This is a genomic window from Mesorhizobium sp. LNJC405B00 (assembly GCF_000502615.1).
In the GTDB taxonomy this organism is placed as follows: Bacteria; Pseudomonadota; Alphaproteobacteria; order Rhizobiales; family Rhizobiaceae; genus Mesorhizobium.
This window is the reverse complement of the sequence record NZ_AYWC01000028.1, coordinates 1-23,589: the sequence shown is the minus strand read 5'-3', so window position 1 is coordinate 23,589 and position 23,589 is coordinate 1. Positions and strand designations below refer to the sequence as shown.

Annotated in this window: 21 protein-coding genes, 1 tRNA gene and 1 pseudogene; 10 read left to right on the top strand and 13 right to left on the bottom strand. The window is 62.1% G+C overall.

The window, feature by feature from the left end; genetic code table 11:
• Nucleotides 1–54: 54 nt before the first annotated feature.
• Nucleotides 55–783: an amino acid ABC transporter ATP-binding protein gene (locus X756_RS138050; RefSeq protein WP_023670319.1), complete on the top strand. Its 729-nt coding sequence runs from the start codon at nt 55–57 to the stop codon at nt 781–783.
• 208 nt (nt 784–991) lie between these two features.
• On the opposite strand, the gene X756_RS138055 is transcribed toward X756_RS138050, so the two are convergent.
• The 9 genes from X756_RS138055 to X756_RS138095 all read right to left on the bottom strand — a co-directional run bounded on the left by X756_RS138055 (nt 992) and on the right by X756_RS138095 (nt 11,397).
• Nucleotides 992–2,059, bottom strand: coding sequence for a cyclic nucleotide-gated potassium channel (locus X756_RS138055; protein ID WP_023684786.1), 1,068 nt, complete (start codon nt 2,057–2,059; stop codon nt 992–994).
• A gap of 144 nt (nt 2,060–2,203) precedes the next feature.
• A complete protein-coding gene (locus X756_RS138060; RefSeq protein ID WP_023731632.1) occupies nt 2,204–3,274 on the bottom strand; it encodes an adenylate/guanylate cyclase domain-containing protein in 1,071 nt (356 codons plus the stop codon).
• A 3-nt stretch (nt 3,275–3,277) separates the two neighbouring features.
• Nucleotides 3,278–3,772 carry a Rab family GTPase gene (locus tag X756_RS138065; protein ID WP_023689040.1) on the bottom strand — a complete coding sequence of 165 codons (495 nt, stop codon included), beginning with the start codon at nt 3,770–3,772 and terminating at the stop codon, nt 3,278–3,280.
• A gap of 11 nt (nt 3,773–3,783) precedes the next feature.
• Nucleotides 3,784–6,462 carry an OmpA family protein gene (locus X756_RS138070; RefSeq protein ID WP_027048849.1) on the bottom strand — a complete coding sequence of 893 codons (2,679 nt, stop codon included), beginning with the start codon at nt 6,460–6,462 and terminating at the stop codon, nt 3,784–3,786.
• A gap of 7 nt (nt 6,463–6,469) precedes the next feature.
• The gene (locus tag X756_RS138075; RefSeq protein WP_023670314.1) at nt 6,470–7,135 is read right to left on the bottom strand and encodes a hypothetical protein; all 666 of its coding nucleotides are present in this window, start codon (nt 7,133–7,135) and stop codon (nt 6,470–6,472) included.
• A gap of 195 nt (nt 7,136–7,330) precedes the next feature.
• Entirely contained in the window at nt 7,331–7,732 is a 402-nt protein-coding gene (locus tag X756_RS138080; RefSeq protein ID WP_023670313.1) for a GFA family protein, read from the bottom strand.
• Between the two features lie 21 nt (nt 7,733–7,753).
• The gene (locus X756_RS138085; protein ID WP_023731631.1) at nt 7,754–8,812 is read right to left on the bottom strand and encodes a Gfo/Idh/MocA family oxidoreductase; all 1,059 of its coding nucleotides are present in this window, start codon (nt 8,810–8,812) and stop codon (nt 7,754–7,756) included.
• A 103-nt stretch (nt 8,813–8,915) separates the two neighbouring features.
• A complete protein-coding gene (locus tag X756_RS138090) occupies nt 8,916–9,701 on the bottom strand; it encodes a ThuA domain-containing protein (protein ID WP_023684782.1) in 786 nt (261 codons plus the stop codon).
• 181 nt (nt 9,702–9,882) lie between these two features.
• Nucleotides 9,883–11,397, bottom strand: a complete 1,515-nt coding sequence (locus tag X756_RS138095; RefSeq protein ID WP_023684781.1) for a DUF2778 domain-containing protein — start codon at nt 11,395–11,397, stop codon at nt 9,883–9,885.
• Between the two features lie 530 nt (nt 11,398–11,927).
• Between X756_RS138095 and X756_RS138100 the strand changes: the two genes are divergently transcribed.
• Both X756_RS138100 and X756_RS138105 read left to right on the top strand, forming a co-directional pair.
• A complete protein-coding gene (locus X756_RS138100; protein ID WP_245263134.1) occupies nt 11,928–12,479 on the top strand; it encodes a cytochrome c in 552 nt (183 codons plus the stop codon).
• Between the two features lie 129 nt (nt 12,480–12,608).
• Nucleotides 12,609–13,031: a hypothetical protein gene (locus X756_RS138105; protein WP_023684778.1), complete on the top strand. Its 423-nt coding sequence runs from the start codon at nt 12,609–12,611 to the stop codon at nt 13,029–13,031.
• A 685-nt stretch (nt 13,032–13,716) separates the two neighbouring features.
• On the opposite strand, the gene X756_RS138110 is transcribed toward X756_RS138105, so the two are convergent.
• Nucleotides 13,717–14,649 (bottom strand): dimethylarginine dimethylaminohydrolase family protein, encoded by a 933-nt coding sequence (locus X756_RS138110; protein ID WP_023693913.1) that lies wholly within the window; start codon nt 14,647–14,649, stop codon nt 13,717–13,719.
• Nucleotides 14,646–16,271 (bottom strand): peptidase M20, encoded by a 1,626-nt coding sequence (locus X756_RS138115; RefSeq protein WP_031239584.1) that lies wholly within the window; start codon nt 16,269–16,271, stop codon nt 14,646–14,648. The genes X756_RS138110 and X756_RS138115 overlap by 4 nt, the downstream gene beginning before the upstream one ends.
• A gap of 83 nt (nt 16,272–16,354) precedes the next feature.
• Between X756_RS138115 and X756_RS138120 the strand changes: the two genes are divergently transcribed.
• The 6 genes and pseudogenes from X756_RS138120 to X756_RS138140 all read left to right on the top strand — a co-directional run bounded on the left by X756_RS138120 (nt 16,355) and on the right by X756_RS138140 (nt 22,027).
• Nucleotides 16,355–17,251: a LysR substrate-binding domain-containing protein gene (locus X756_RS138120; protein ID WP_023684774.1), complete on the top strand. Its 897-nt coding sequence runs from the start codon at nt 16,355–16,357 to the stop codon at nt 17,249–17,251.
• A gap of 103 nt (nt 17,252–17,354) precedes the next feature.
• On the top strand, nt 17,355–18,446 hold the full coding sequence (locus X756_RS138125) for an ABC transporter ATP-binding protein (protein WP_023731629.1): 1,092 nt from the start codon (nt 17,355–17,357) through the stop codon (nt 18,444–18,446).
• 83 nt (nt 18,447–18,529) lie between these two features.
• Entirely contained in the window at nt 18,530–19,645 is a 1,116-nt protein-coding gene (locus X756_RS138130; protein WP_023705216.1) for an ABC transporter substrate-binding protein, read from the top strand.
• A gap of 21 nt (nt 19,646–19,666) precedes the next feature.
• The gene (locus X756_RS138135; protein ID WP_023670301.1) at nt 19,667–20,500 is read left to right on the top strand and encodes an ABC transporter permease; all 834 of its coding nucleotides are present in this window, start codon (nt 19,667–19,669) and stop codon (nt 20,498–20,500) included.
• Nucleotides 20,500–21,305, top strand: a pseudogene (locus X756_RS01000000166180) (ABC transporter permease). Before X756_RS138135 ends, X756_RS01000000166180 begins: the two are co-directional and overlap by 1 nt.
• 89 nt (nt 21,306–21,394) lie before the next feature.
• Nucleotides 21,395–22,027 carry a LysE family translocator gene (locus X756_RS138140; RefSeq protein ID WP_023684770.1) on the top strand — a complete coding sequence of 211 codons (633 nt, stop codon included), beginning with the start codon at nt 21,395–21,397 and terminating at the stop codon, nt 22,025–22,027.
• A 45-nt stretch (nt 22,028–22,072) separates the two neighbouring features.
• Here the strand turns inward: X756_RS138140 and X756_RS138145 are convergent, their stop codons facing one another.
• Together X756_RS138145 and X756_RS138150 are read right to left on the bottom strand one after the other, a co-directional pair.
• The gene (locus X756_RS138145; protein WP_198031602.1) at nt 22,073–22,930 is read right to left on the bottom strand and encodes an alpha/beta hydrolase; all 858 of its coding nucleotides are present in this window, start codon (nt 22,928–22,930) and stop codon (nt 22,073–22,075) included.
• 32 nt (nt 22,931–22,962) lie between these two features.
• Nucleotides 22,963–23,298: a hypothetical protein gene (locus X756_RS138150; RefSeq protein WP_023738659.1), complete on the bottom strand. Its 336-nt coding sequence runs from the start codon at nt 23,296–23,298 to the stop codon at nt 22,963–22,965.
• A gap of 130 nt (nt 23,299–23,428) precedes the next feature.
• Here X756_RS138150 and X756_RS138155 point away from each other — a divergent pair.
• Nucleotides 23,429–23,502: transfer RNA gene (locus tag X756_RS138155), tRNA-Cys, on the top strand.
• Nucleotides 23,503–23,589: the final 87 nt, after the last annotated feature.

Sequence of the window (23,589 nt, the reverse complement as noted above, 5' to 3'; positions counted from 1 at the left end):
CTGACCGCCATGACCAATCCAAGCCCGACCAAGACAAACCTGACCAAAACGGGCATGATCGACTTTCGCGGCGTCAACAAATGGTTCGGCTCGCTCAATGTGCTGAAGGACATCACGCTCAGCGTCGAGCCGCGCGAAGTGGTCGTCGTCTGCGGCCCAAGTGGTTCGGGCAAGTCGACGCTGATCCGCTGCATCAACGGCCTGGAAGCGATCAAGGATGGCGACCTCGTCGTCGACGGCCAGCGCCTCGGCGACCCCGCCACCAACATGACGCAGCTGCGCACCGAGATCGGCTTCGTCTTCCAGTCGTTCAACCTCTACCCGCACAAGACGGCGCTGGAAAACGTCACGCTGGCGCCGATCCATGTGCGCAAGATCCCCCGCGCCGAGGCCGAGCAGGCCGGGCGCGACTTGCTGGCCAAGGTCGGCCTCGCCGACAAGGTCAACGCCTACCCGTCACAGCTGTCCGGCGGCCAGCAGCAGCGTGTGGCCATCGCGCGCTGCCTCGGCATGCGCCCCAAGATCATGCTGTTTGACGAACCGACCTCGGCGCTCGATCCCGAGATGATTTCCGAAGTGCTCGACGTCATGGTCGCGGTGGCCGAGGAAGGCATGACCATGATGGTGGTAACGCACGAAATGGGCTTTGCCCGCAAGGTGGCGCAGCGCGTGGTGTTCATGGACGCCGGCGCCATCGTCGAAAGCGGCACGCCGGAAGCGTTTTTCTCCGACCCGAAGACCGACCGCAGCCGGGCTTTTCTAAGCAAGATTCTAAGGCATTAGAGTTTAGCCAAAGCCGATCGTCCGAAAGGCCGCGGGGCAGGAACTGTCGACGCACAGCGCCAAACAACGAGCCGCCGGTAGAGTGGATCGGCTACGTTTAGGTCTCCGGCTACGCCTCTGGGACCTTCCACGTGCCGTCCAGAACCTTCGCGCGTGGTCGATAGAGCCGTACCATCCAGTTCCAGCCGGGCCACCATCGGCTGTACGGTCAAGCCACCGGCGCCGCGCCGCGCCGCTCGAGCGCGGTCCTGCGGATGATTTCCGCGATTTCCGGGCTGCTGCTGCACAGCATCTGGAAATCCGCCGCGTGCAGCGACAGGAGTGAGACAGAAGTTGCGGCAGTGACGGTCGCCATACGCGGTTCGCCGCTGATCAGCGCCATCTCGCCGAAGAAGGCGCCAGGGCCAAGCTCCACCGGGTTGGGCGTCGCGACGCTGACGCGGCCCTCCACGACGAAGAACATCCGATCGCCGGTCTCGCCGCTGCGGCAGATCACGGCGCCCGCCGGCACCGTGCGGGGTCTTAACGCGCGCACGATCTCGACCAGCGTGGCCGGGCCAAGCTTCTGAAACAACGGAACGCCGGCAATCAATTGCCAATTGCGGACGAAATCCTCGCGACGGACTTCTTGATAAAAGCCGGAGGCAAGAATGCCGGCCCAGAGCCCGAAGATGCCGATGCCACACATCATGACAGCCCCGGCAAGGACGCGGCCGGCGAAGCTTTGCGGAATGTCGTCGCCATAGCCGGTAGTGGAAAGCGTGACCACCGCCCACCACATTGTCTCGGGGATGCTGCCGAACTTTTCCGGTTGGACGTCGCGCTCGATGACATAGGCCGCGAGTGCGACACCGAACAGAACCAGGCCGAAGACCGTGGTGACGCCGACCAGGTTGCGCGCTTCGTTGGCCAGAACCCTGCCAAGCAGCGGGAAGAAGGTCGAGTCGCGCAGCGGCTTCAGCAGCCAGACAGCACAGTAGAGGCTCCGGTCGGGCGTGCCGTCGAGCAGAAATGCGGCGACTGGAACCAAAACCGCGAGCACATCGATCGCGATTGCCGGCGTCCTGTCCCTGAGGTCTCCCGCCCAGCGCTTGAGCAGGGTCTCGGCCATCTGCAGAAGATAGGCGGCCCAAATGACAGCGAGCACAGCAGCCAGAGCCAGTCTGCTTCTTCCGGACATGTTCGGCATCGTGAGCGCAGCCACCGCCAGAAGCCCAGGCGCAGCGAGCACCGCATTTAGCGGTGCGTAGATTCTCAGAAAAGGCAGTACCGACATTCTATCCCACCAGCGGCCACTGTGCTCCAGAATAGAGGCCTTCCGGGCAAGCGCAAAGGGTGCTTTGCGATCGCAAGATCAGGTCACGCCAATGGCTTTCGGGCGCCGCTATCGGCGCTCCACGGTCGCACCGCAGGCGACGGATCAGCTCGGGAGCCGCCACATTCGCACGCGACCCGCACCGCGCAATTCCGTTTCATCGAGTGGGTCGCAAGCAAATTTCGGTCCAAGCAGTTGGTAAGTTGCATCGGAAATACGGATTTCATCGGGCTCCGCGGACGTTTGAATACGTGAGGCGAGATTAACGGTCTCACCCCACAGGTCATAGGCGAACCGCCTCTTGCCTATGACACCGGCGACGATCGGTCCTGAGTGAATTCCAATTCTCAGCCTTATCGGCTCTCCTGCGAAGCGTTCCCGCTTGACCGCTTTGCGCAGCTCAATCGCATAGCGCGTGAGGGCCTTTGCATGATCGGATCGCGCCGTGGGCAGGCCGGCGACCACCATCACACAATCGCCAATTGTTTTGATCTTTTCGCAGCCGTATCGCTCAGAGAGCCGATCCGCCGCCTTGAAGAAGTAGTTTAATATAGCGAGCGTCGTCACCGCTCCGACGCTGCGCGCTCGTTCCGTAAAACCGACGATGTCGGCAAAAAGCACACTCACCTCTGCGTGGTTGTCGGCAATTTTCTTTTGCGCTTTCAATCGCTCCGCGATCGAGGCCGGGAGAATGTTGAGGAGCAGGTTTTCGGCGCGCTGATATTCACGCGCCAATCCCTCCTGGCTCTTCCTCAACGCCTCGTTCGTCGATTGCAATTTTTCGTTGAGTTGACGCTCCCTCTCTTGCAGGAGCGTCATTTCATAGGCCTTCTGTTGAAGCCGCTGCCTGTTGTCTCGTTCGGCAGTGGCGTCCAGAAAAAGCAGCCACACGAACGCATTGTCAGCAAAAAAATGGAGGTCGGCGACACGCCCGCCGGGCAGTTCAACCATGTCCATGCGAAACGGAAGCTCCGGGCAAGGCAGCAAACCCTCCATGAATTCAAGCTGCTCGGCAACAGGCTTGCCGATGCGAAGTGATGACAGCCCGTAATGTTCAACATTACCGCCCTTGGCAGCTATGCAAAGCTCAGGGTCGATTTTCAGATAAGCGACAGCGTGCCCGTCGAAGAAGAAATTGAAAAACCAATTTCTGACTTCTTTTGGCAATTCATGCATGGTCTATTTGGTGACCATCAAGGCAAGTTGACGAAAGGCGTCATCTACCTGCTCGCCCGAGAGCGCACTTGTTAGATAGATTTGCCATCCACGTTGCCTCAACTCGTTGATCTCACGATCCGATATCGCCCACCGATCGGCCAGATCGGACTTGTTGAACAGCAATACGAACGGCATGGCGCCGAATTCGGCCTCGACCCGTTCGCGCAGCGTGAGTGCCACGGCAAGAGTAGCAGCGCGGGTTCCATCGACGACTAGCACGAGCCCGGTTGCACCTCGAACATAGCTAACGCGGAATGAGCCGATATCGTCTTCGCCGGCCAAATCCCACAAAATCAGATCCACGGTTTTGTCCGGGAGCGCGACGCTCTTCTTGTCGATTTTCACTCCAACGGTGGTCAAGTAGGTTTCTGAGAAGATGCTCTGCACAAACCTGCGGACCAGACTCGTCTTTCCGACAGCGAAACCGCCCAGCATGCAGATCTTTTTTTGCAACATGTTGAGCTCCGCTAGTCCAGGTTTACGGTAATCGAAACCCGGCGATTGGTGGAGCTACCGGTTAGACTGTTTTCAGGTACAGCCGGCTCAAAAGTGCCCGCGCCCCGAACCAGCAGCAATTCGGGAGCGACGCCGCGCTTGTTGAGAAGCGCACGAACTGTCTCGGCGCGGGCGGCGCTGATCGACGCGTTGGCCGTCTCACGGCCCGTGGTGTCCGAATGCCCGGTCAACATGAACCGCGCCGTTACGCCGGAATTGCGGGCACTCTGGGCGAATTCCTTTATTTGATCCGCCAACCTGTCGAGAACCGGCGTCTGCTCCGGTCCCGGCACAACCTTGCCGGAAGAGAAGAAAATATCGGTCGTCTGGATGGCCTGCCTCAAATGATTAAGTTCTGCAAGGTTCAGCTCACGCAGTTGCGAGACATCCAGAACCACTCCGTCCGCCGAAAGTTGTTCAGCGGCGGCCCGCGCGCGGTTGATCCAGCCGGCAGGAGCCTCACCCACGGCCACGATGCGACCCTGGATGATCGAGAGCTGAACGGTTTTCGGCGGGGACAGCGCCGCCGTCAGCCGCTTCACCACAAACTTCGGATCAAGGCTCTGATAGAATTGCCACTGTGCATGAACGCGGGCAGGATCAACGTCCGTTCCGGAGAGCAGGGCTTGCGGGTCGGCGGCAAGCGGGTCTCTCAAGCCGGAAATGTAGAAATGTCCGCCCCTCGCGCTTTGTTGGGCGACGATGATTCCCGATTGGGCCTCAAGTCGCGACACATAATACTGCCAGTGCTCCGCCGCGCGTGCTTCGGGGCTCACGTCACGAACCTTGGAGATGTCGAATTCGGGTCCGCCTGCCGAAAGCTGCCGGGCCGCCGCGCGCGCGCGATCGATCCAGGTGTCTGGAGCCTCACCCTCGGCAACGATGCGATCATCGACGATCGAAAGTCGTACTGTATCCGGCGGATACAGCGACGCCGTCAGCCGCTTCAGCACGAACTCCGGCTCAAGGCTCTGATAGAACTGCCACTGCGCATGAACCCGGGCGGGATCGACCTCTGTTCCCGACAACAGCGACTGCGGATCGGCGCCAAGCGGGTCTCGCAGGCCGGCAATATAGAATTGGCCGTCGCTTATCTTTTGGTCTGCAACGATGATGCCCGGCTGGGTCTCCAGTCGCGACACATAGGCGTGCCAGCGCTCCGCCTCGCGCACTTGGGGACTTACGTCACGAACCCCCGAGATATCGAAGACCGGCCCGCCTGCCGAAAGCTGCTGGGCCGCCGCGCGCGCCCGGCTAATCCAGGTGTCGGGAGCCTCACCCTCGGCGACGATGCGGCCATCGACAATCGAAAGTCGCACTGAATCCGGCGGAGCCAGCGACGCCGTCAGCCGCTTCAGCACGAACTCCGGCTCAAGGCTCTGATAAAATTGCCACTGCGAATGAACCCCGGCCGGATCGACTCCCGTGCCTGACAACAGCGACCGCGGGTCGACGGCAAGCGGGTCCCTCAGGCCGGCAATATAGAACTGGCCATCGCGTACCTGCTGTTCGGCAACGATGATGCCCGGCTGGGCCTCCACTCGCGACACGTAAGCCTGCCAGCGCGACACGTAAGCCTGCCAGCGCTGCGCTGATTGCCAGGAAAGAAAGTACCAAACGCCTGCCAGACTCAAGAGCAACAGGGCAACGGCCGCCACCAGCCACGGAAATCCGTCGTTTGATTCCTCTTGCTTGAGCTCGACGCAGGTCTGCAACTGCGCCTCTACGGAGGCCAACTGCGAACCGTCGCCGTCGAACTGCTCTAAAGCCTCTGAGGATTGCTCATGGATGCGAAGCAACACATCGCGAACGATTTCATGCAATTCCTCCGGCGGATTTCCCCGGATCACCGAAACCAGTGTCGCAAACGGTCCAACTTCCGACCAGAGACGAAGCTCGCCGAAACGGATTGTGTCCAGGCCGCTCTGCTCTTTCTCGTTAAATGAGTCTTTTACAAAATCCTGAATCGCACTGAGCATCGAAGAAATGAGCTGAGGATCTTCGCTCGTCGCATTGTCGGCAGTTACATGCGCTATCAAAAGGCCGGAATTCCGATGAATGAGAAAGGCATGTTCCACACGGTAGACAAGGGAATGCTTCAGAACAACTGCCGAGAAGCTTGCCCCTGTTCTCCAGGCTTCAAGTCTCCACTTGAGCCCGTGCCAGGTGAATATGTGCCTTAGAGTTTCATTCAGCGACTGAAAGGTCTGGTCGATCTTTTCGCCGATCGACTTGCGAATTGCCGGCAGAAACACCGGGTACAATATGTCCGTCAGCGTGCGCGGGCTCTTCTGGATCGACCGTTGCACAGCCCGTTCGACAGCTGGCGCAAGCGCCTCGCCGAGTTGCGCGTAAGGCGCTCGTCCGGCAGCACTGGGAAGAACGTCGCCCACGGCCGCCGCAAGCTGCTCGGGTTCGTCGAGCAGATGCGTGACGCGTGAAAGCTCGGAGATTTCGCGGCTGACCAGCAACTGCCGCAGCGTTTCCATGCGCGGATCGGCGGTTGGAACCGCCTCGAACTGCGCACGGTAGTCCGGATCAACGTTCCGGGCAATTTCGATCAAAAGACGAGCCAGAGCCTCGCGATCAATCTCTGTATCGTTCGAGGCTGTTCTTTGCGGAAGGTTGAATGGGTCGACGGTGGACGTCAAGGTCCCATCAACTCACTTTCCAGCTGCGGTCCGAGTTGCTCTTGCTCCCGACGGGATCCTGATTGAGACATTTTGCAACCTCGACAAACAGGCCAGCCAAAAGATTTCGGTCGGTCTTGACGTTGCTGAGGTCGGCAAACATCTTCTCGATCAGCATCTGAACGCCTTCATTCTTCTGCTTGATTTCCTCACGCAGCAAATGATCGTTTCGATTTATCCGGTCCGAAACGTCGCGCTCGAGCGCGCTCAACTGATCCGACAACGTGCGCACCTGCTTTTCAAGAGCCTGGTTTTGCTCGCGAAGATTCCGGTCGATCTCCTTGTCGGCATCGGCTCGTGAATCTTTTTCGCTCCGCAATTGCCCTGCAAGCGAATCGATCTGCTTCTTTGCATTCGACTCGTACATTTCGAGATTGCGCTTGGCCTCGGACTCGACATCCTTGAAGCGCTGCAACACCCGTTCTTCAAGCTTGGAAAAACGGCGGTCATAGTCCTGCATCTGGTTGCCGAAGAGCAGGTCACGGATCTTGTCGACACCGACGGCGTCGCCGGCGGTTCCGTTTTCGCGGGCCTGAACTCCCATGAAGTTCAGCCCGTTTCCTTCTGTGTTACCTATCAGATTTACGTCCGCCTTCTTTTCTGAAGAAGCGGAATTCGAAGATTCCTTAGCCATCCATATACCCCCATTGAACACATGCCGTCAGGTAAGCATGTCAGCAATCGGGCCGCAAGCCGGATTCGTCTTGACTTATGCCTATTCATGGGGCAGCCGAGCGCGATGGCTAACGGCCCGGCAATGGCAATCAGGGGCGATGCCCTCTGAAGGCGCGGAGCGTGCGGACGGTTTCGCGTATCCAAAAAGCGGTCTTCAGTCGAACGTCGCCAGCGGCTCGGCATTGATCTCGACCCACTCACAGCGCCGGCTTTCGTGGTAAAAAGACTGAAAGGGCGGCGGGAACGACGGGTCGGCGAAGGCGCCGACGGGAATGGCGATCACGCCGGGTTGCGTGTCGATGCGATAGTGGACGGCGGCGCCGCACTCCGGACAGAAATTGTAGATGACGCGGCCGCCCTCGTCGCCGGTGCGCGTGAACTGCTTCGCCCGCCCCTCGATCGATACATCAGCTTGCGCAAACCGGACATTGTAGCTGAAGGCGCTGCCGGTGCGGCGCTTGCAGTCGAGGCAATGGCAGACCGAGATGCGCACCGGCTCGCCCGAACAGACGGCTGAAAGCTGGCCGCAGAGACATTGCGCGCGGCGCGTGACCATAGTTTCTTCCTCCCCTTCACATCACTGCGTATCGGCGCTGGCCCTCAGTTCCGTCCGCTTCTGTTCCGAAACCATGGCCAGATCCAGCACCTTCTGCAGTTCGGCGGCATGGTGGAATGAAGGCTCGGCCTGCACGCCGCTGCGAACCGCATCGACGAAGCGCTGGTAATTGGTCGGCACCGTGCCGGCGTCGAGCACCTGCCATTTGGCGTTCTCAATACCCCCGCCGACACACGCCTTCAGTTCCGAACCCTCGAGATTGTGCACGACTTCGATGCCGCCCTTGTCGCCATAGATGCGCAGGCGCAATTCGTTGATGTGGCCGGTCGCCCAGCGGCTGGCGTGAACGACGCCAAAGGCGCCGTTGGAGAAATCCAGCGTCATGGCTAAGCTGTCATTGGCGTCGAGGTCGTATTCGCCGATGCGGTTGCCTGGCGCCTTGTCGAAGGTGCGCAGCCGGCAAAACACGTGGTCGATGTCGAGTGCGGCGCCATAGCTGGCGAAATCGAGGATGTGGATGCCGACATCGCCGAGCACGCCGTTGGAGCCGTGGTCACGCGACAGCCGCCACAGCCATTTCGGGTCGGTGCGCCAGTCGCCCCAGAATTTCGACACCAGCCAGCTCTGCAGATAGGAGGACTCGACGTGGCGGACGGTGCCGATCTCGCCGGCCAGCACCATCTGCCGCGCCTTCTGCAAGGCAGCGACATTGCGATAGGTGAGATTGACCATGTTGACGATGCCGGCAGCCTCAGCCGCTTTGGCCATCTCGCTTGCCTTGCCGAAGTCTTCGGCCAGCGGCTTTTCGCACAGCACCGGCTTGCCGGCCGCGATTAGCGCCATGGTGGTCGGGTGGTGAATGCGGTCGGGCGTGACGTTGGCGACCGCATCGAACTCGCCCCACGCCAGCGCGTCTTCCAGCGATGTGAATCGCTTCGGTATCTTGAACCCGTCGGCAAATTCGCCAACGCGCTTTTCATCGACGTCGACAGCACCGACGATCTCGACGCCGTCGATACCGCCGAAGCGGCGGGCATGCTCCTGCGCCATCCAGCCGGTACCCAGTATCAAAAGCCGCATTCTCTGCACTCCGAGCGAATTGGTTCGATTCAATCATATGGCGCAGATACGGTCTAGGAAACCCATGCGGAAAACCGCTACGCCTTTTTTCCTGGATTTTGCTTTAGCGGAAGCCGGCCTCGCCCGAAGCGTGCAGCTTGCCGCCGCGCTCGACGATCGGCTCCAGCGCCTTCTCGACCGGCACGTTCGGCGCCTCGAGGATCGCCGACTTGGTGCCCTGCGGATTGTGCGCCCACTTCACCGCATTGCGCAGCACCTTGTGCACATTGGCGTCGTGATAGGTCGGATAGGTCTCGTGGCCCGGGCGGAAGTAGAAGACATTGCCGGCGCCGCGGCGATAGGTCAGCCCAGAACGGAACACCTCGCCGCCCTGGAACCAGGAGATGAAGACGGTCTCCAGAGGTTCGGGCACGGCGAACTGCTCGCCATACATTTCTTCATTCTCGAGCTCGAAATATTCGCCGACGCCCTCGGCGATCGGATGGCTGGGACTGGTCACCCAAAGCCGCTCGCGCTCGCCCGCCTCGCGCCATTTCAGCGTGCAGGGCGTGCCCATCAGCCGCTTGAAGATTTTCGAGAAATGGCCGGAATGGAGAACGATCAGCCCCATCCCCTCCCAAACGCGGCGGGCGACGCGCTCGACGATCTCGTCGGCCACCGCGCCATGATCCTTGTGGCCCCACCAGACCAGCACGTCGGTCTCGGCCAGACGGTCGGCCGGCAGGCCGTGCTCCGGCTGATCGAGCGTGGCGGTCGAGGCGGAGATCGCCTTGTCGGCATTCAGCGCCTTGGCGATGGTCGTGTGCATGCCCTCGGGATAGAGGGCTGCGACCACCTCATTGGTCCGCTCATGGATGTTCTCGCCCCAAACGACAGCGCGTATTGTCATGGATGTCCTCGTGGTGAAGCCGACCCGCAGGGGTCACTCATAGTCTGCCTGGGGGTGAAAAGGGAATAGGCAGTGGGGAATAGGCAATAGGGGCAGAAAAACAATCAACAGGCGATGGACGCTCCTGGGCCCTACTGCCTACTGCCTACTGCCTACTGCCTACTGCCTACTGCCTACTGCCTTACGCTCCCCGGCCTTCCTGAGCGACCCGCGTCAGCGGCTTGGTCAGGCGCGGCACGACGACGAGGCGCTTAATCTTGCCCTTCTTGTAGGCGGCAAGGAAGCGGGCGTAGTCCTTGAAGACGACGCAGCCATTGGATTCCGCACGGCCGCCGCGCAGCATGTAGGTGTGGGCGAGCAGGCCGTCGCGGCCGTATTTATTGCCGCCGCTGACCGGAGTGAGACGGAGCGCCTCGACGCCATGGAAGCGGGATTCGCGCAGTCGCAGATCATAGGTGTTGGGCGGCGTCGGGCCGACATTCTTCTTGTGCACGAAGCGCGGCTGGTCGACCATCGAACCCAGCCCCGAATGGGCCTCCAGCCGCGAGCCGTCCGGCATATAGACGGTCTTGGCCGAGATATCGTACACGGCGACGCCGCCGCCCATTCCGGGCGTGGCGAACAGATCCTTGAAGGCGCGACCGACACCGCCCGCCGGGACGTCCGGCTTGGCATAGGCCAGCATCTCGCCGGCCTGTGTCTTCGACCGTTTGCCAGGCTTGATCCGGCTTGATTGGATGCTCTGGCTGTCTGGCACGCCAGGCAGTGCGGCGACCTCCGAAGTACTGCGTGGCGAGCGCGGCGACGAATTGCCCGGCGACTGGGGTGCGGGGCTCTCGGGCGTCCTGTCGGTCTGTGGCTTGGCTGCCCTGGGCTTGCTGGCTTGCCGAGCCTCGGCAGGCTGAGCGGTTTCGGCGCGTGGACGCCAACCGGGCAACGCAATGTTGTCGGGCAGATCGTCCTGCGGCGGCAGCGAAGCGACCTGAACCTCGGCCTGCTCAGGATCCTGCCCTCCGGCGATTGCTTCAACGGCCGGCGGCGGGGCCAGCATGTCAGCGTCTTCCGGCAAGCTGTTGGCCAGCGCCAGCGCCAGGCGCGATGAGCGTTCGATCTCAGCCACTTCCGGCCCAAAGCGTTCCGAGGCCGGGCCATGCTGATCGGGCAGCCGGACTTCGGCGAAACGGGCAGCGACCGGAAGGCTGGCAAGCATGAAGGGCGCATTCGAGGCCTTGGCGAAGGCGGCAGCCAGCTTTTGCGGCGACAGCTCTGCCTTGGCCACCACGCCGTCGAAGCGCATGCCGCGCGAAGTGGCGAGAGCGACGCTGGTGTTTGGCGCAATGTTTGAGGCGACACTGCTCGGGGCCACAGCGTGCGCGGCCGGCTTCAGCCGCGCCATCTTGCCGTCATGCGCGAAGTTCGCGGCGGCATGCGCGCAGCCGGCGTCGCATTGGCTGAGCAGCGAGGCCTGTGATTTTTGCGCCGAAAGCCGAGGCGCCCACGAATTGGCGAGGCTGCGGCGCGAATCGGCAAGTGCTGCGTTCGGCAGAAGCAGACTGTGCGGAAGGCTGTTGGAGGCTGCGGTGAGCGAGGTACCGAGCGAATAGAGGCCGGCCATAGTTGCCACCGACCACAGCGCCAAGGCCGCGCCGACAACCGGCACCACCACCCAGCGCTGGCCGGATCTCTTCGAAGTCAAACCCCGTTCAGGAGTATCGCCCCGGTCTTTCAAACGCAAAAACGCCATACAACCACTCTCAATCGGCATGCAGGCTTGCGACCCTCGCATCCGTGACATCCACAGTTCGCTGGTGCCCCCTGCACCTTTCGCGTCTGTTGCCGATTGAATCAAAAGATGGACAAAGTTGGTTAACCAATCCCTCCATCAGCCACCGATTATGCGGCGCCTGATACGAAAAAAAGAGCACTCCATGGTCTGCGCCACGGTAGAATGCTCTCCCTCACCCCCGCCTTGCTGCCCGTTTTTGCGATCCAAGTCAAGGAAACGCTGCGTCAGCTTGCTGCAAGCCTGTGCTGATTGCCCGCTGATCGGCCTTCGCAATCAGTTGACCTTCCGGTGGCTGGAAGGTCTATCTGCTCAGAGACGGAGACCTCCGGCGACGGAAATTTACCGATGAGAACCGGCATCACGACCGAAGAATCCGACTGCAGGTCGAACCCCTGCTGCGGCTGGCTGAGCACGGATGAATGGGGCAAGGACATGGCGCCGTGAGATGGACTGTGAAAGCGGCGCTGCTGTGGCTGGTCTGTGCCCTTACGATGGGCGCCTCCGTCGGCAGCGGACCGATCGTCGCGGCCCGCCAGGCGTCGATGAAGGAGATGGCGGCGGCTGCGAAAACCATTGCCGGCATGTTCGACCGCAGGCAAGCCTATGACGCGGCAGCCTTCAAGGCGGCAGCGGACACGCTGCGCGCGCGCATCGGCCCTGCCCTGATTGCCGAATTTCCGAGCGGCTCGCTTGGACCGCCTTCGCAGGCCAGGCTGGAGATCGATCAGTCACGGGCGGAATTCGAGGCCCTGGCAAATCATATCGGAACGCTGGCCGACGCTCTGGCCGCCAAGGCCGAAAGCGCGCCGGCCGTCATCACCGATGACATGCGCATGGGCACCGGCCTGGCGATGGGCGGCGGCAGCCTGCTCGGCAAGCGCTCGATTCCAGAGGAAGCCGATCCGACCAAACTGCCGGCGGAGCATATCCTGCATCTCATCCTGCAGGATTGCTCGACCTGTCATTCGAAATTCCGGCAAAAGGTACAGTGAAGCGACATTATCCGGCGGAGCATTTCTTGCTGGCCTGCGCCACAGTCACTTTGCATACAAGTAAATTCGTTTGTGCTAATATATCGCCGGTCGTGCATATCCATGCATGACGAGCATCGGGAGGATGCAATGAAAACCATGAATCGCAGGTCTGCAATTGCCCTCGGTCTGACGACCGCCGCGGTAGCGCCTTTGTTCACCTTGGCGGCATCGGCAAAAATCAAGAAATACGGCCCGAAAGAGGGCAAGGAGATTGCGCCCGGTGTCAGGGTGGTGGAGGTCGGCACCGGCAATGCAGACATTCCCGCCTACAAGAGCATCGCAATTATCGACGTTGTGTTTCAGCCCGGAGCACATGCTCCTCAAACCGTGATGGACAACGACATGGTGTGCACCATTACCTCAGGTGCATTCACGATCAAGAAAGCGGACAAGGAATTCAAGCTCAAGACGGGTGATATGTACACCTGCTCCAAGGGCAAGACCGATGAAGCGACGAATACAAGCAAGGAGGTCGGCGTGCATCGCATCGCCGTATTGATACCCGCATAGCAGATGGAATTCCGGCCGGACCACGCCGTCGCGAGTCCGGCCGGCCAGACGAGGCGATCTCGTTCCGTCGTCAGCGCGGCCATCTCACGCCAGCCACTCCCTGATCGCCGAGCGGGCGGGAACGGCGCGCATGTGGTCTTCGCGCTATGGCTTTGTTTGGGCATGATCTTTTGGGGAAGCTGGCTTGGTTTTCAAATCATCGGCTAGGTCGAATGGCTGATCAACCAGCGCATCCACGTGGCCAATACGGAGATCGAAAACCGCAGGAGTTTTGCCGGCCACCAGGCGGTGTTCGAGGCGATCGAGCGCCGCGCATCTGGAAAACGCCCGGCGCAAGTTCAATTCAGGGTCGGGAAGACTGGGCTAGCCAGTTGACGCGGCGGCGCTCTGGCGCAAAGCAAAAGCCCGCCGTTCAAAGCCGGCGGGCTCCCTTCAATCATACAGCGCGATCCGGTCGTCGGTAACCAGGACGACCGAATTTCGGCCTTCAGCGGCTGGCTCAGGGGGCGGGCTTCGACGGGTTTGAAGCGACCAGCGATCCGAGTTTGCCGGCTTTGGCCAGACTCGGCTTTTCGTAAGTTTTCTTCACAGAATCCCTCCTCTAATGGCATCAATTTCCTCTGCCAGGCCTGTTTTGTCAAATCTGACAGCAGTCCGTGACAGGTCCCGGCGGCAATTCGTGCCCTTACGCCGGCTCGCGCTTGAGCGCCTGCGCCATGCAGTGAATGCCGCCGCCGGTCTTGGAAATCTCGCTCATGTCGACGGCAGCAACCTCGAAGCCGCGCGCTTTGAGTTGGCCGATCAGCGACTGGCTCGACGTCGGCGCGATCACCCTGTCCTTGCCAAGCGACATGAAGTTGCAGCCGAGCGCCATCGTGTCCTGGAACGGCACGTCGATGATCTCGTGGCCCTTGCCCTTCAGCCAGTCGACGATGCCGGGCTCGGTGCAGGCCAGACACACCGCGGTGAGTTTTTCGGCGATCGGCACCACCATCAGGTCGATATGGACGTAATATTCGTCGATGAAGGCGAGGCGCGTTTCCCAGCCTTCCTTTTCGAACCAGTCCTGCACCTGGCGGGCGCCCTCTTCCTGCGTGCGGGCGCCGCCGCAGCCGATCAGCACCACGCCCTCCTCGATGACGTTGAAGTCGCCGCCTTCGAAGGTGCCAGCCGTGACCATGTCGTAGATGGGGATGCCGAGCTTTTCATAGGTGCGGATGGCGGCATAGTTCTCGCCGCGCCGCCACCAATTGGCCATGGCGGTGATGAAGGCGCCGTAGGGCGTCATGACGCTGGAGTCTCTGGAATAGACCTGCATCGGCAGTTCCGGCGTCGGCTCGTGCCAGTGGATGTTGACGCCGAAATGCTCATAGGCGGCGACGAGGTCCTTGTGCTGCGCCTGGGCGATCTGAACGTTGCAGGGCGCTTCGCGCAAATGCTTGCGCGAGAGCGAGCTGGTCGAGAGGTGGCGCAGGAAGTTTGGCGAGCCGAGCAACACGTCTGTCAGCACGTCGGTCTCGTTGGCAAAGCCCCATGATGTCAGCGGCTTGGTGCCGCCGGCGGGGTTGCGGCGCTGCAGCGAAAACGGCTCGGCGACGATGCGATCATGGACGGTCATAAGGTTCTCCTCGATTTGACTATGCAGCTTTGATTGGATTGGCTGCTCGGAATCCACCAATCGCGTCCGCGCGCGGTGGTGACATATTCCGGCCAGCGGAAATTGATCGGCGGGTCATAGTCGCAAAGCGGCGCGATCCAGTTGGAGCCACCAATGCCGCCGCCGGTGCGGGTGACGAATTCGTCCATGGCCGCATCGCGCGCGGCCTTGTCCTCGAGCAGGCGGAGGGCTGCAAGCGCAACCGTCTTGGCGGCGCAAATGACCATCGGGTCGATGGTGGCCGAGATACCGCCCAGCGCGTTCATCGCCCAGGATGGATAGGCATGGCCATTCGCCGAGCGCAGCGCCGGGCGGGCGACATAGAAGCGTGCGGTCGGCGTGTGCCACGACATGTCGGTGTAGTCGTCGGAGGTCGAGTTGATCTGCGACGGAGGCAAATCGCGGCGCAGGATTGCCTCGGCCTCTTGCGGCGCAACCAGCCGCTCCATCTCGTCGATGAAAGGGTTGTCGGTCGCGGTGCCGCCGGCATTGACCTGGACCTCGCGACCGATCGCTTTCGCCGCGTCGTCCCAGTTCGGAGCGCCAACGGTGGACAGCGCCTCATAGGCAATCCCTGCCATGGCGTGATTGGCGAGGCCCGGCCGCGACTTCGACACCCAATGGCGCTCATAGCGACAACCGCTGATCGCCGCGGCCGCGGCCGCATTACGGTCGAGCACCGCGGTGACCTGCTCTGCCATGGCAATGGTCGGCACGCGGATCATGTACTGGATCTCGGCCAGCCCCGCCGGCAGATTGTCGGCGGTCGCCTGCCCGGCGGTGAGGATCGCCTCGCTGATCGACCAGCCGCCCTGGTGAGGCAGCATGGAATCGCGCAGCGCCTTGGAGGTCATGTACATCGTCATCAGCGCGTCATTGGCGCCGGGCGCCCGCACCGCCGAATGCGCCTGCGGGATCGGCGCGCCATCGCTTGCGCGAACCCAGTTTTCGGGTTCGTCGCAGACAAAACGGTAGATCATCGCGTAGGCCGCGCCGCAATGCGTGTCCCAACGCGCCGTGTTGCAGAGCGGCAGCATATAGAAGGGATGGAACGAGATCATGCCGGCAAGGCCGTCATAATAGCCTTTGGCTGCATGGATCGGCTTCGAGCCCCTGACCTTCTCGGCCGGCTCGCCGGTGAAGCGCAGCGTCCCCTCGATGCCGTGGCGTTGCATTGCCGCCTTGGTGGCGAGAAGTCCGCCGAGGCCGGCAATGCCAAGCCCGGAATGCGGATCGGTGTGGCCGCCGGCCTCGCTGCCGAGGCCCGGCCGCGATCGCTTCACCGTTGCCGCGTCCTGGCAGTTGCCGGGCACCGCGTCGTATTCGCCGTACATGCCGATGGTCGGCCCCGGGCCATTCGTCCAGTGGGCGCAAAAGGCGGTCGGCATGCCGGCCGACCCTTCCTCGACCGAAAAGCCCTCATGCTTCAGCCGCGCGACATACCAGGCCGCCGACTGGTATTCGCGCCAGGCTGTTTCGCCGAAATCGAAAATGGTGCGCGTCCACGCCGACAGCGACGGCTGGATGCTATCGAGACAGGCAAGCGCGGTGGCTTGCGCCGAGGTCGTCACCGGTTTCTCCATGCGGCCCAAGAAAGCAGTGAAGCGGCATTGCAAAAAGTGATATGTTTTTCCGGTTCATGCAAATTCGGTTCACCTGAGGCCTCTTGCGAATACCTTCCACACAGGCGTTGCGCGCCCTCGACAGTTTTGCCCGTCACGGCAGCGTCTGGCGCGCAGCCGATGAACTGCATTTGACCCGCAGCGCCGTCAGCCATCAGTTGCGGCTGCTCGAACGCGACCTCGGCTTCGACCTGCTGGAGCGCATCGGCAAGGGCGTGGCGCTGACACCGCGCGGCCAGCGCTATGCCGCCGATGTGAGAAAGGCGCTGACGGTGCTCGGCGATGCGGTGACGCGCCAGGCCGGCACGGGCGTCGGCGGCTCGTTCGCCGTTTCCTGCACGCCGGGCTTCGCCTCTCTGTTTTTATGCACGCATATCGGCGAGTTCCGGCAAATGTATCCGGACGTGGCGCTGTCGATCCTGACGCCCAGGCGGCTGGACGATGTCAGCAATCCGGACGCCGATGCCTTCATTGCCTTTGGCGTCGGCAACTGGCCGAACCGCTCGGTGGAGTTGCTGTGCGAAATCTCGTTCACGCCACTTTGCAGCCCGACACTGCTCAACAAGGTCGGCGGCTTTTCAAAACCGGCCGACGTGCTGCGCGCCAATCTCCTGCATCTCGGCGACACCGAGGACTGGGCGCGCTGGCTGGCGCTGTCCAAGGTGGAAAACCCCGACACCGAAGGCGGCATCTTCTTCTCGGACATGAACCTCGTTTTTTCCGCGGCGATCGCCGGCCAGGGCATCGCCATGGGCGACGAGCTGACCAGCCGCCGGGCGCTGAGCGAAGGCCGTCTGGTGCGCCCCTTCGATATCGCGATCCCCTCGCCGCGCTCGTATTTCCTGGTGTCGGAACATGCCAAGGCCAGCCACCCGGTGCTGGAAGCATTCAATGGGTGGTTGAGGTCGAAGCTGTCGGAGAACCGGATCAGCCCGTACTAGCCTCCCATCCGTGAATCAAATTTGCCGATCAGGCGAAAACTATTCGGTTGCGGTGAGCCGGGGCCCTGCCCTACGCTCAAGCTACGACCAAGGAAGAGGCAGGATGCAGCAACCCGGCCGGGCCGCAGAGATCAAGGCAATCGGGATCGGCAAGAGCTTCGGCTCGTTCCGGGCGCTGGACGACCTGACGCTCAATATCGGCCGCGGCGAGTTTTTGACGCTGCTCGGTCCCTCCGGCTCGGGCAAGACCACATTCCTGATGATCCTCGCCGGCTTCGTGCAACCGACCGCCGGCAAGCTTTTCAGCGACGGCATCGACATCACCGAGCGGCCGGCCGAACAGCGTGCCGCCGGCATGGTCTTCCAGGGCTATGCGCTGTTCCCGCACATGTCGGTCGAGGCCAACATCGCCTTCCCGCTCAAGGTACGCAAGAAATCGGCTTCCGAGATCAAGCGCCGCGTTGCCGAGATGATCGAGCGCGTCGGCCTCAAGGGCCATGAGACGAAACTGCCGGCGCAACTTTCCGGCGGCCAGCAGCAGCGCGTGGCACTGGCGCGTGCGCTGGTGTTCGAACCCGGCGTGCTGCTCCTCGACGAGCCGTTCTCAGCGCTCGACAAGAGCCTGCGCGGCCTGATGCAGGCCGAGATGAAGCGGCTGCATCAGGAGACCGGCACCACCTTCGTCTTCGTTACCCACGACCAGAGCGAGGCGCTGGCGCTGTCGTCGCGCGTCGCCATCTTCAACCATGGCAAATTGCTGCAGGTCGGTGCACCGGACGAGGTGTATGACCGGCCGGCCAATCGTTTCGTCGCTGAGTTCCTGGGCGAGATCAACATGCTGCCGTTGAAGGGGGTCAAGCCCGCCGACAATGGCTCGACAGGCCTCTGCGAGGACCGCGCGGTCAACATGCTCTGCAAGGCCGAGAAAGTCCGTGGCGATGCGATCCTGGCGATCCGGCCCGAGCATATGTCGATCGCGCGCGAAGCCGCCGCCGGCGAGAATGGCATCGCCGCCACCGCCATCGGCTCGACCTATCTGGGTGCGGCGACCAAACTCGATCTGACGACGCGCCAGGGCGCCAAGGTGACCGTCTCGGTGCCGAACGAGGTCGCGGCGGCGGCGCTGAGCAAAGGCAATTCCGTCTGGCTGACCTGGCCGGCGGAAAAGGGTTTCCTCCTTCCGGACGGAGGATGACGACGAGAACGGCGAAGTCTTCCAGCAAAGAATCTGGAGCGCGCCATAACCACCGGAACCAACAACGAAAAAGGGGAACTAAAATGACAGACCAAAGCAAAAAACAAGCCATGGACGCGCTATCCGCCCGGGCTGTGCGCGGCGAGATTTCGCGCCGGCAATTCACCCAGCTTGCAGCCTTCGTGCTGGCCGGCACGCCGATGCTGCTGCGCTCGACCGGCGCGTTTGCGCAGGCCAAGGAACTGGTGCTGGTCAACTGGGGTGGCGATGCCCTCACCGCTTATGACGCCGCCTATGGCCAGGCCTTCACTAAGGAGACCGGCATCGCCGTCAAGATGGACGGTTCGGGCCCGACCGAAGGCGCGATTGCCGCACAGTTCAAGAGCGGCGCGCCGACCTGGGATCTCGTCGATGTCGACCCGTTCTCGGCCATCACGCTCGGCGCCCAGGGTGCGCTCGAGCCGATCGACTACGCCGTCGTCGACAAGAAGAAGATGCGAGAAGGCTTCGGCTGGGAATACGCGGCCTCGACCTATTTCTTCTCCTACGTCATCGCCTATGACTCGGAGAAATACGGCAAGGACGCGCCGACCGGCATGGCCGACTTCTTCGACGTGAAGAAGTTTCCGGGCAAGCGCTCGCTCTACAAATGGGGCGTGTCGAGCTGGGAAGCAGCGCTGCTTGCAGACGGCATCGCGCCGGCCTCGCTCTACCCGCTCGACCTGAAGCGAGCGCATGACAAGATCGCCGCTTTCAAGGAAAACGTCGTGGCTTACTGGGGCGGCGGCGCCGAGAGCCAGAGCGTGCTGCTCAACGGCGAAGCCTCGATGGCGATCGTGTGGTCGACCCGCGCCTCGCTGATCGAGCAGGACTCGGGCGGCAAGATCAAGTTCATCTGGGACCAGGGCCTGATTTCGCCCGGCGCGCTGGCCGTGCTCAAGGGCAACCCCGGCGGCAAGGACGCAGCGATGAAGTTCATCGCCAGCGCCCAGGATCCGCAAAAGCAACTGGTGATGTTCGACAAGCTCGGACAGGGTCCGGCCAATCCGGCCGCCGATGCGCTGATCCCCGCCGACAAGAAGCGCATCAACCCGGTCGATCCCGAAAACATGAAGAAGCAGATCGCGCTCGACATGGACTGGTACGCCAAGAATTACGGGGCAGCACTCGACGAATACACCAAGATCATCTCGGCCTGACCAGGCCGGGCACGAGCTTCGATGAGAGGCACCCTCTCCGACAGGATGGGCGCGGCGGTGCTGATGGCGCCGCTGCTTCTGTTCCTTGTGCTGGCCTACGCCTGGCCGTTCCTCGGCGTCGTCAAGTGGAGCGTCACCTTGCCGACACCGGGGCTCGGCCAGTATGGCGCGCTCGCCACCGATGCCCTGGTGCAGTCTGTGTTCATCCGCACGCTGCGCATCGCGCTGATCGTGACCGTGGTTTCCGTGGCGGCGGCATACGCCATCACCATGGTGTGGGTGCGCGGCAGCCCGGCACAGCGCATAATCGCTGAATTCTGCATTCTCGTCCCCTTCTGGATCTCGGTGCTTACCCGCGCCTTCGGCTGGGTGGCGCTTTTGTCCAACCGCGGCCTGATCAACACCTGGCTACAATCGATCGGCTTCATCTCCGAGCCGCTGGCGCTGGTGCGCAACGAGTTCGGCGTCATCGTCGGCATGACGCATTTCCTCATTCCCTTCGCGGTGTTCCCGCTGGCCTCCGCCATGCGCAGCCTCGACGAGCGCGTGCTGCTCGCGGCGCGCGGGCTCGGCTCCAGCCGTATGCGCACCTTCTGGACCGTGTTCGTGCCGATGACGCGCTCCGGCATCATCGGTTCGGCGATGATCGTGTTCGTCTTCTCGCTCGGCTTCTTCGTCACGCCGGCGATCCTCGGCGGCGGCCGCAGCGTGATGATCGCCGAGCTGATCTATCTGCGCATCTTCCAGAGTCCCGATTGGGGACTGGGCGCGGCGATCAGCGTCGTGCTGGTGCTGTTCGTCGGCGCGCTCATGGCGCTGCTGTTCCGCTATGTCAGACCGAAGCAACTGATCTGATGCCGACCTATCGCCCCGGTCCCGTCTCGCTGATCCTCGCCGTGCTGGTGGCACTGTTCCTGCTGCTGCCGCTGCTGGCGGTCATCCCGGTGTCGCTGACGCCAAGCCGCATGCTGGCTATGCCGACGGGCGAACTGTCGCTGCGCCACTACCGCGCGCTGATCGAGGATCCGCGCTGGCTCGACGCCATCCTGCTGTCGATCCGCATCGGCATCGTCAGCAGCGTCATCTCCACCGTGCTGGCGCTGTGCTTCAGCCTTGGCGTCTGGATGTTCCAGCCCGCTTCACGGCCACCCTTGTCGGCTTCGTGCTGTTGCCGATGGTGGTGCCGCCGGTGGTCTCGGCGATCACGCTCTACTTCCTGCTGACGTCGATCTCGGGCATGAGCTCGTTCTTTGGCTATGACACATGGCTCGGCGTCGCCATGGCGCATTCGGTGATGACGGTGCCTTTCGCCACGGTGCTGATCCTGGTCTCGCTCAGCCAGCTCGACCGCCGCATCGACCTTGCCGCGCGCGGCCTTGGCGCCGGCGTGTGGGAACGCGCGACGCGCATCATCATGCCCAACATCAAGTTCGGCATCGTCACCGCTGCACTTCTCTCCTTCGTGCTGTCTTGGGAAGAGATCGGCGTGACCCTGTTCATCACCTCGGTCAACGCCATCACGCTGCCGCGGCTGATGTGGATGGGCCTGCGCGACAACATCGACCCGGCGATCGCAGCCCTTTCGGTGATCCTGATCATCATCACCGTGCTGGTCCTGGCGGTGAGGACTGTGGTGGTGAAGATGCGCGGCGGGCACTGAGCCAAGGTGGCCAACAACAATCGGCGATAGCCAAGCCGCTGTGTGAAGGGCGTTACGGACGGTGAGCGCCGGGTACATTACGCGGCGTCATGGGAAACCTGCCGCTGGTGACATTTGCCTTCGTGTCGGTGCTCGGAATGGCGGTTCCGGGACCGGACGTCGTGCTCGCCATCACCAACGGCTCCCGCTACGGTTTTCGACGCGCGTTTCTCGGCATGGCCGGCGTCGTACTGTCTGATTTCGTTCTTATCAGCATCGTCGCGCTGGGCTTCGGCGCTCTTCTGCTGGCTTCGGAATTCTATCTCTCGGCTCTCAGGATGTTCGGCGCGGGCTATCTGCTTTTCGTCGCCATCGGTACCCTGCGCACCGCGTCCCGACCTTCGTTCAACCCTAACGTTCCCGAAACACGCCATTCAGCCAAGGCACTCATTGGGCGCTGCTTCCTGGTGGCGGTCACAAATCCGGCGGCCTGGCTGCTTTTCCCCGCGATCCTGCCGCATTTTGTCCGCGTGGATGAGCCGATCGCGATCCAGTATGGCATCCTGGCCATTATCGCCGCGCTTGCCGATGTGTTTGTGCTGACGTTTTACGCAGCCCTTGGCGCGCGGGCTGCAAGGCTTCTGGCTGGGCCAAACGCCGTGTGGATCGACCGGTTGTACGGTATCGCCCTGCTTGGTCTTTCGAGCACTTTGATCCTGCAATCCCTCGGGCATCTGAGATAGTCGACACAGGACTACACAGGGCCGGATTTAGCAATCGGCCCGTAGTCAGCTTGCGAAGAATCTCGACAGCCTTGCAGCCGTGTCTTCGGGGTGCTCTTCCGGGAAGAAATGCCCACCCTTGACCGAGCCGCCTCCGACGTTATCAGCCCATTGCCGCCAGATCGCCAACGGGCCGCCCTCCTCCGCATACCAGTTCTCCAACCCGCCCTCGCCGCTCCAGAGCGCAAGCAGCGGGCATCTGATGCGACAGCCATCAGCCTGGTCCTGCGCGTCGTGCTCGCGGTCGATGCCTGCGGCGGCGCGATATTCCTCGCAGATGGCGTGGGCATGGGCGGGATCACGCAGCGCCTCGATATAGGCGGCCCTGACCTCAGCGGGAAAAGCATCTGGAGCCGAGCCCCAGCCGGCGATCGCATTGTCGACAACTGCGTCGGGTGCTGCGGACAACAGGCGCTCAGGCAGCGGTTCCGGCTGGGCGAGCAGGCTCCACGGCCAGAAGGCCAGCGCCAACCTGGCATCGGCCCGATCCCAGGCGGAGGCCGTGGGGACGATGTCGAGAACGGCGACTTTCGACACGGTTTCGGGATGGTCGAGCGCCAGCCGGTAGGCGACGCGACCGCCACGGTCGTGGCCGGCAACCATGAAACGGTCGAAACCGAGAACGTCCATAACCTGCACCATGTCGCGCGCCATCGCTCGTTTGGAATAGGCGGCATGATTGGCTCCGGAAGCCGGACAGCCGCTTTGTCCGTAGCCTCTCAGATCGGCGGCGACCACGCTGAAATGCGGCGCCAGGGCCACGGCGATGTCCCGCCACATCACATGCGTTTCGGGAAAGCCATGCAGGAGCAGCAACGGCGGCCCTGAGCCACCGGCCCTGACGAAGATCGATGTCTCCTCCATTTGAACGGTCCTGGCGTCAAAGCCCGCAAACATCAGCTGCCGCCAACCAGTCCGTGGCTGGAACGGATTCGCAGCACCTGGACACCCTTCGGCAATTCGATCAGGAACTCCTTGTCGCGGTCGAGATGGTGGATGCTTTGCGGATCGCCGCCGGTAAAGGCGGCCATCGCCTCGACGCTCTCCCAATAGGAGATGGTGATGAATTCCGAATGCGTCGGCGTGTCCTCGCGAAAAGTCTGCACGCCAAGCGCTTTCTCGATCAGCGGCTTGATACCAGCCTCGTAATTGTAGCGCTCATAGGCGTCGGCCCTGCCGGGCGAGGTCCTGCCGCGCCAGATGCGCGCAATGGTCGGGGTTTTCGGTGCCATCTGCGACAAACGCCTGAACGCGAGCCGCGTTCCGAACATCTCGACTGGTGGCAGCCGGATCGCGGTCCGAACCTGCGAGCAGAGGCCGGCCAAGTTGACTAGCTGTCGCGGTCAATGCACAAGGAGCCATGGTCTGAGGGCGGGACGGTGACGCATCGGTCTGCAAAACCGACGTAGTGGGTTCAATTCCCACTCAGGCCTCCACACTATCTCTTTGTGCCCTTCCCGAGAGATGGGTGACAGTTCATTCCGGAGACATGGGTTACACTTTCGGCCCTTTGCAAGGAGAGC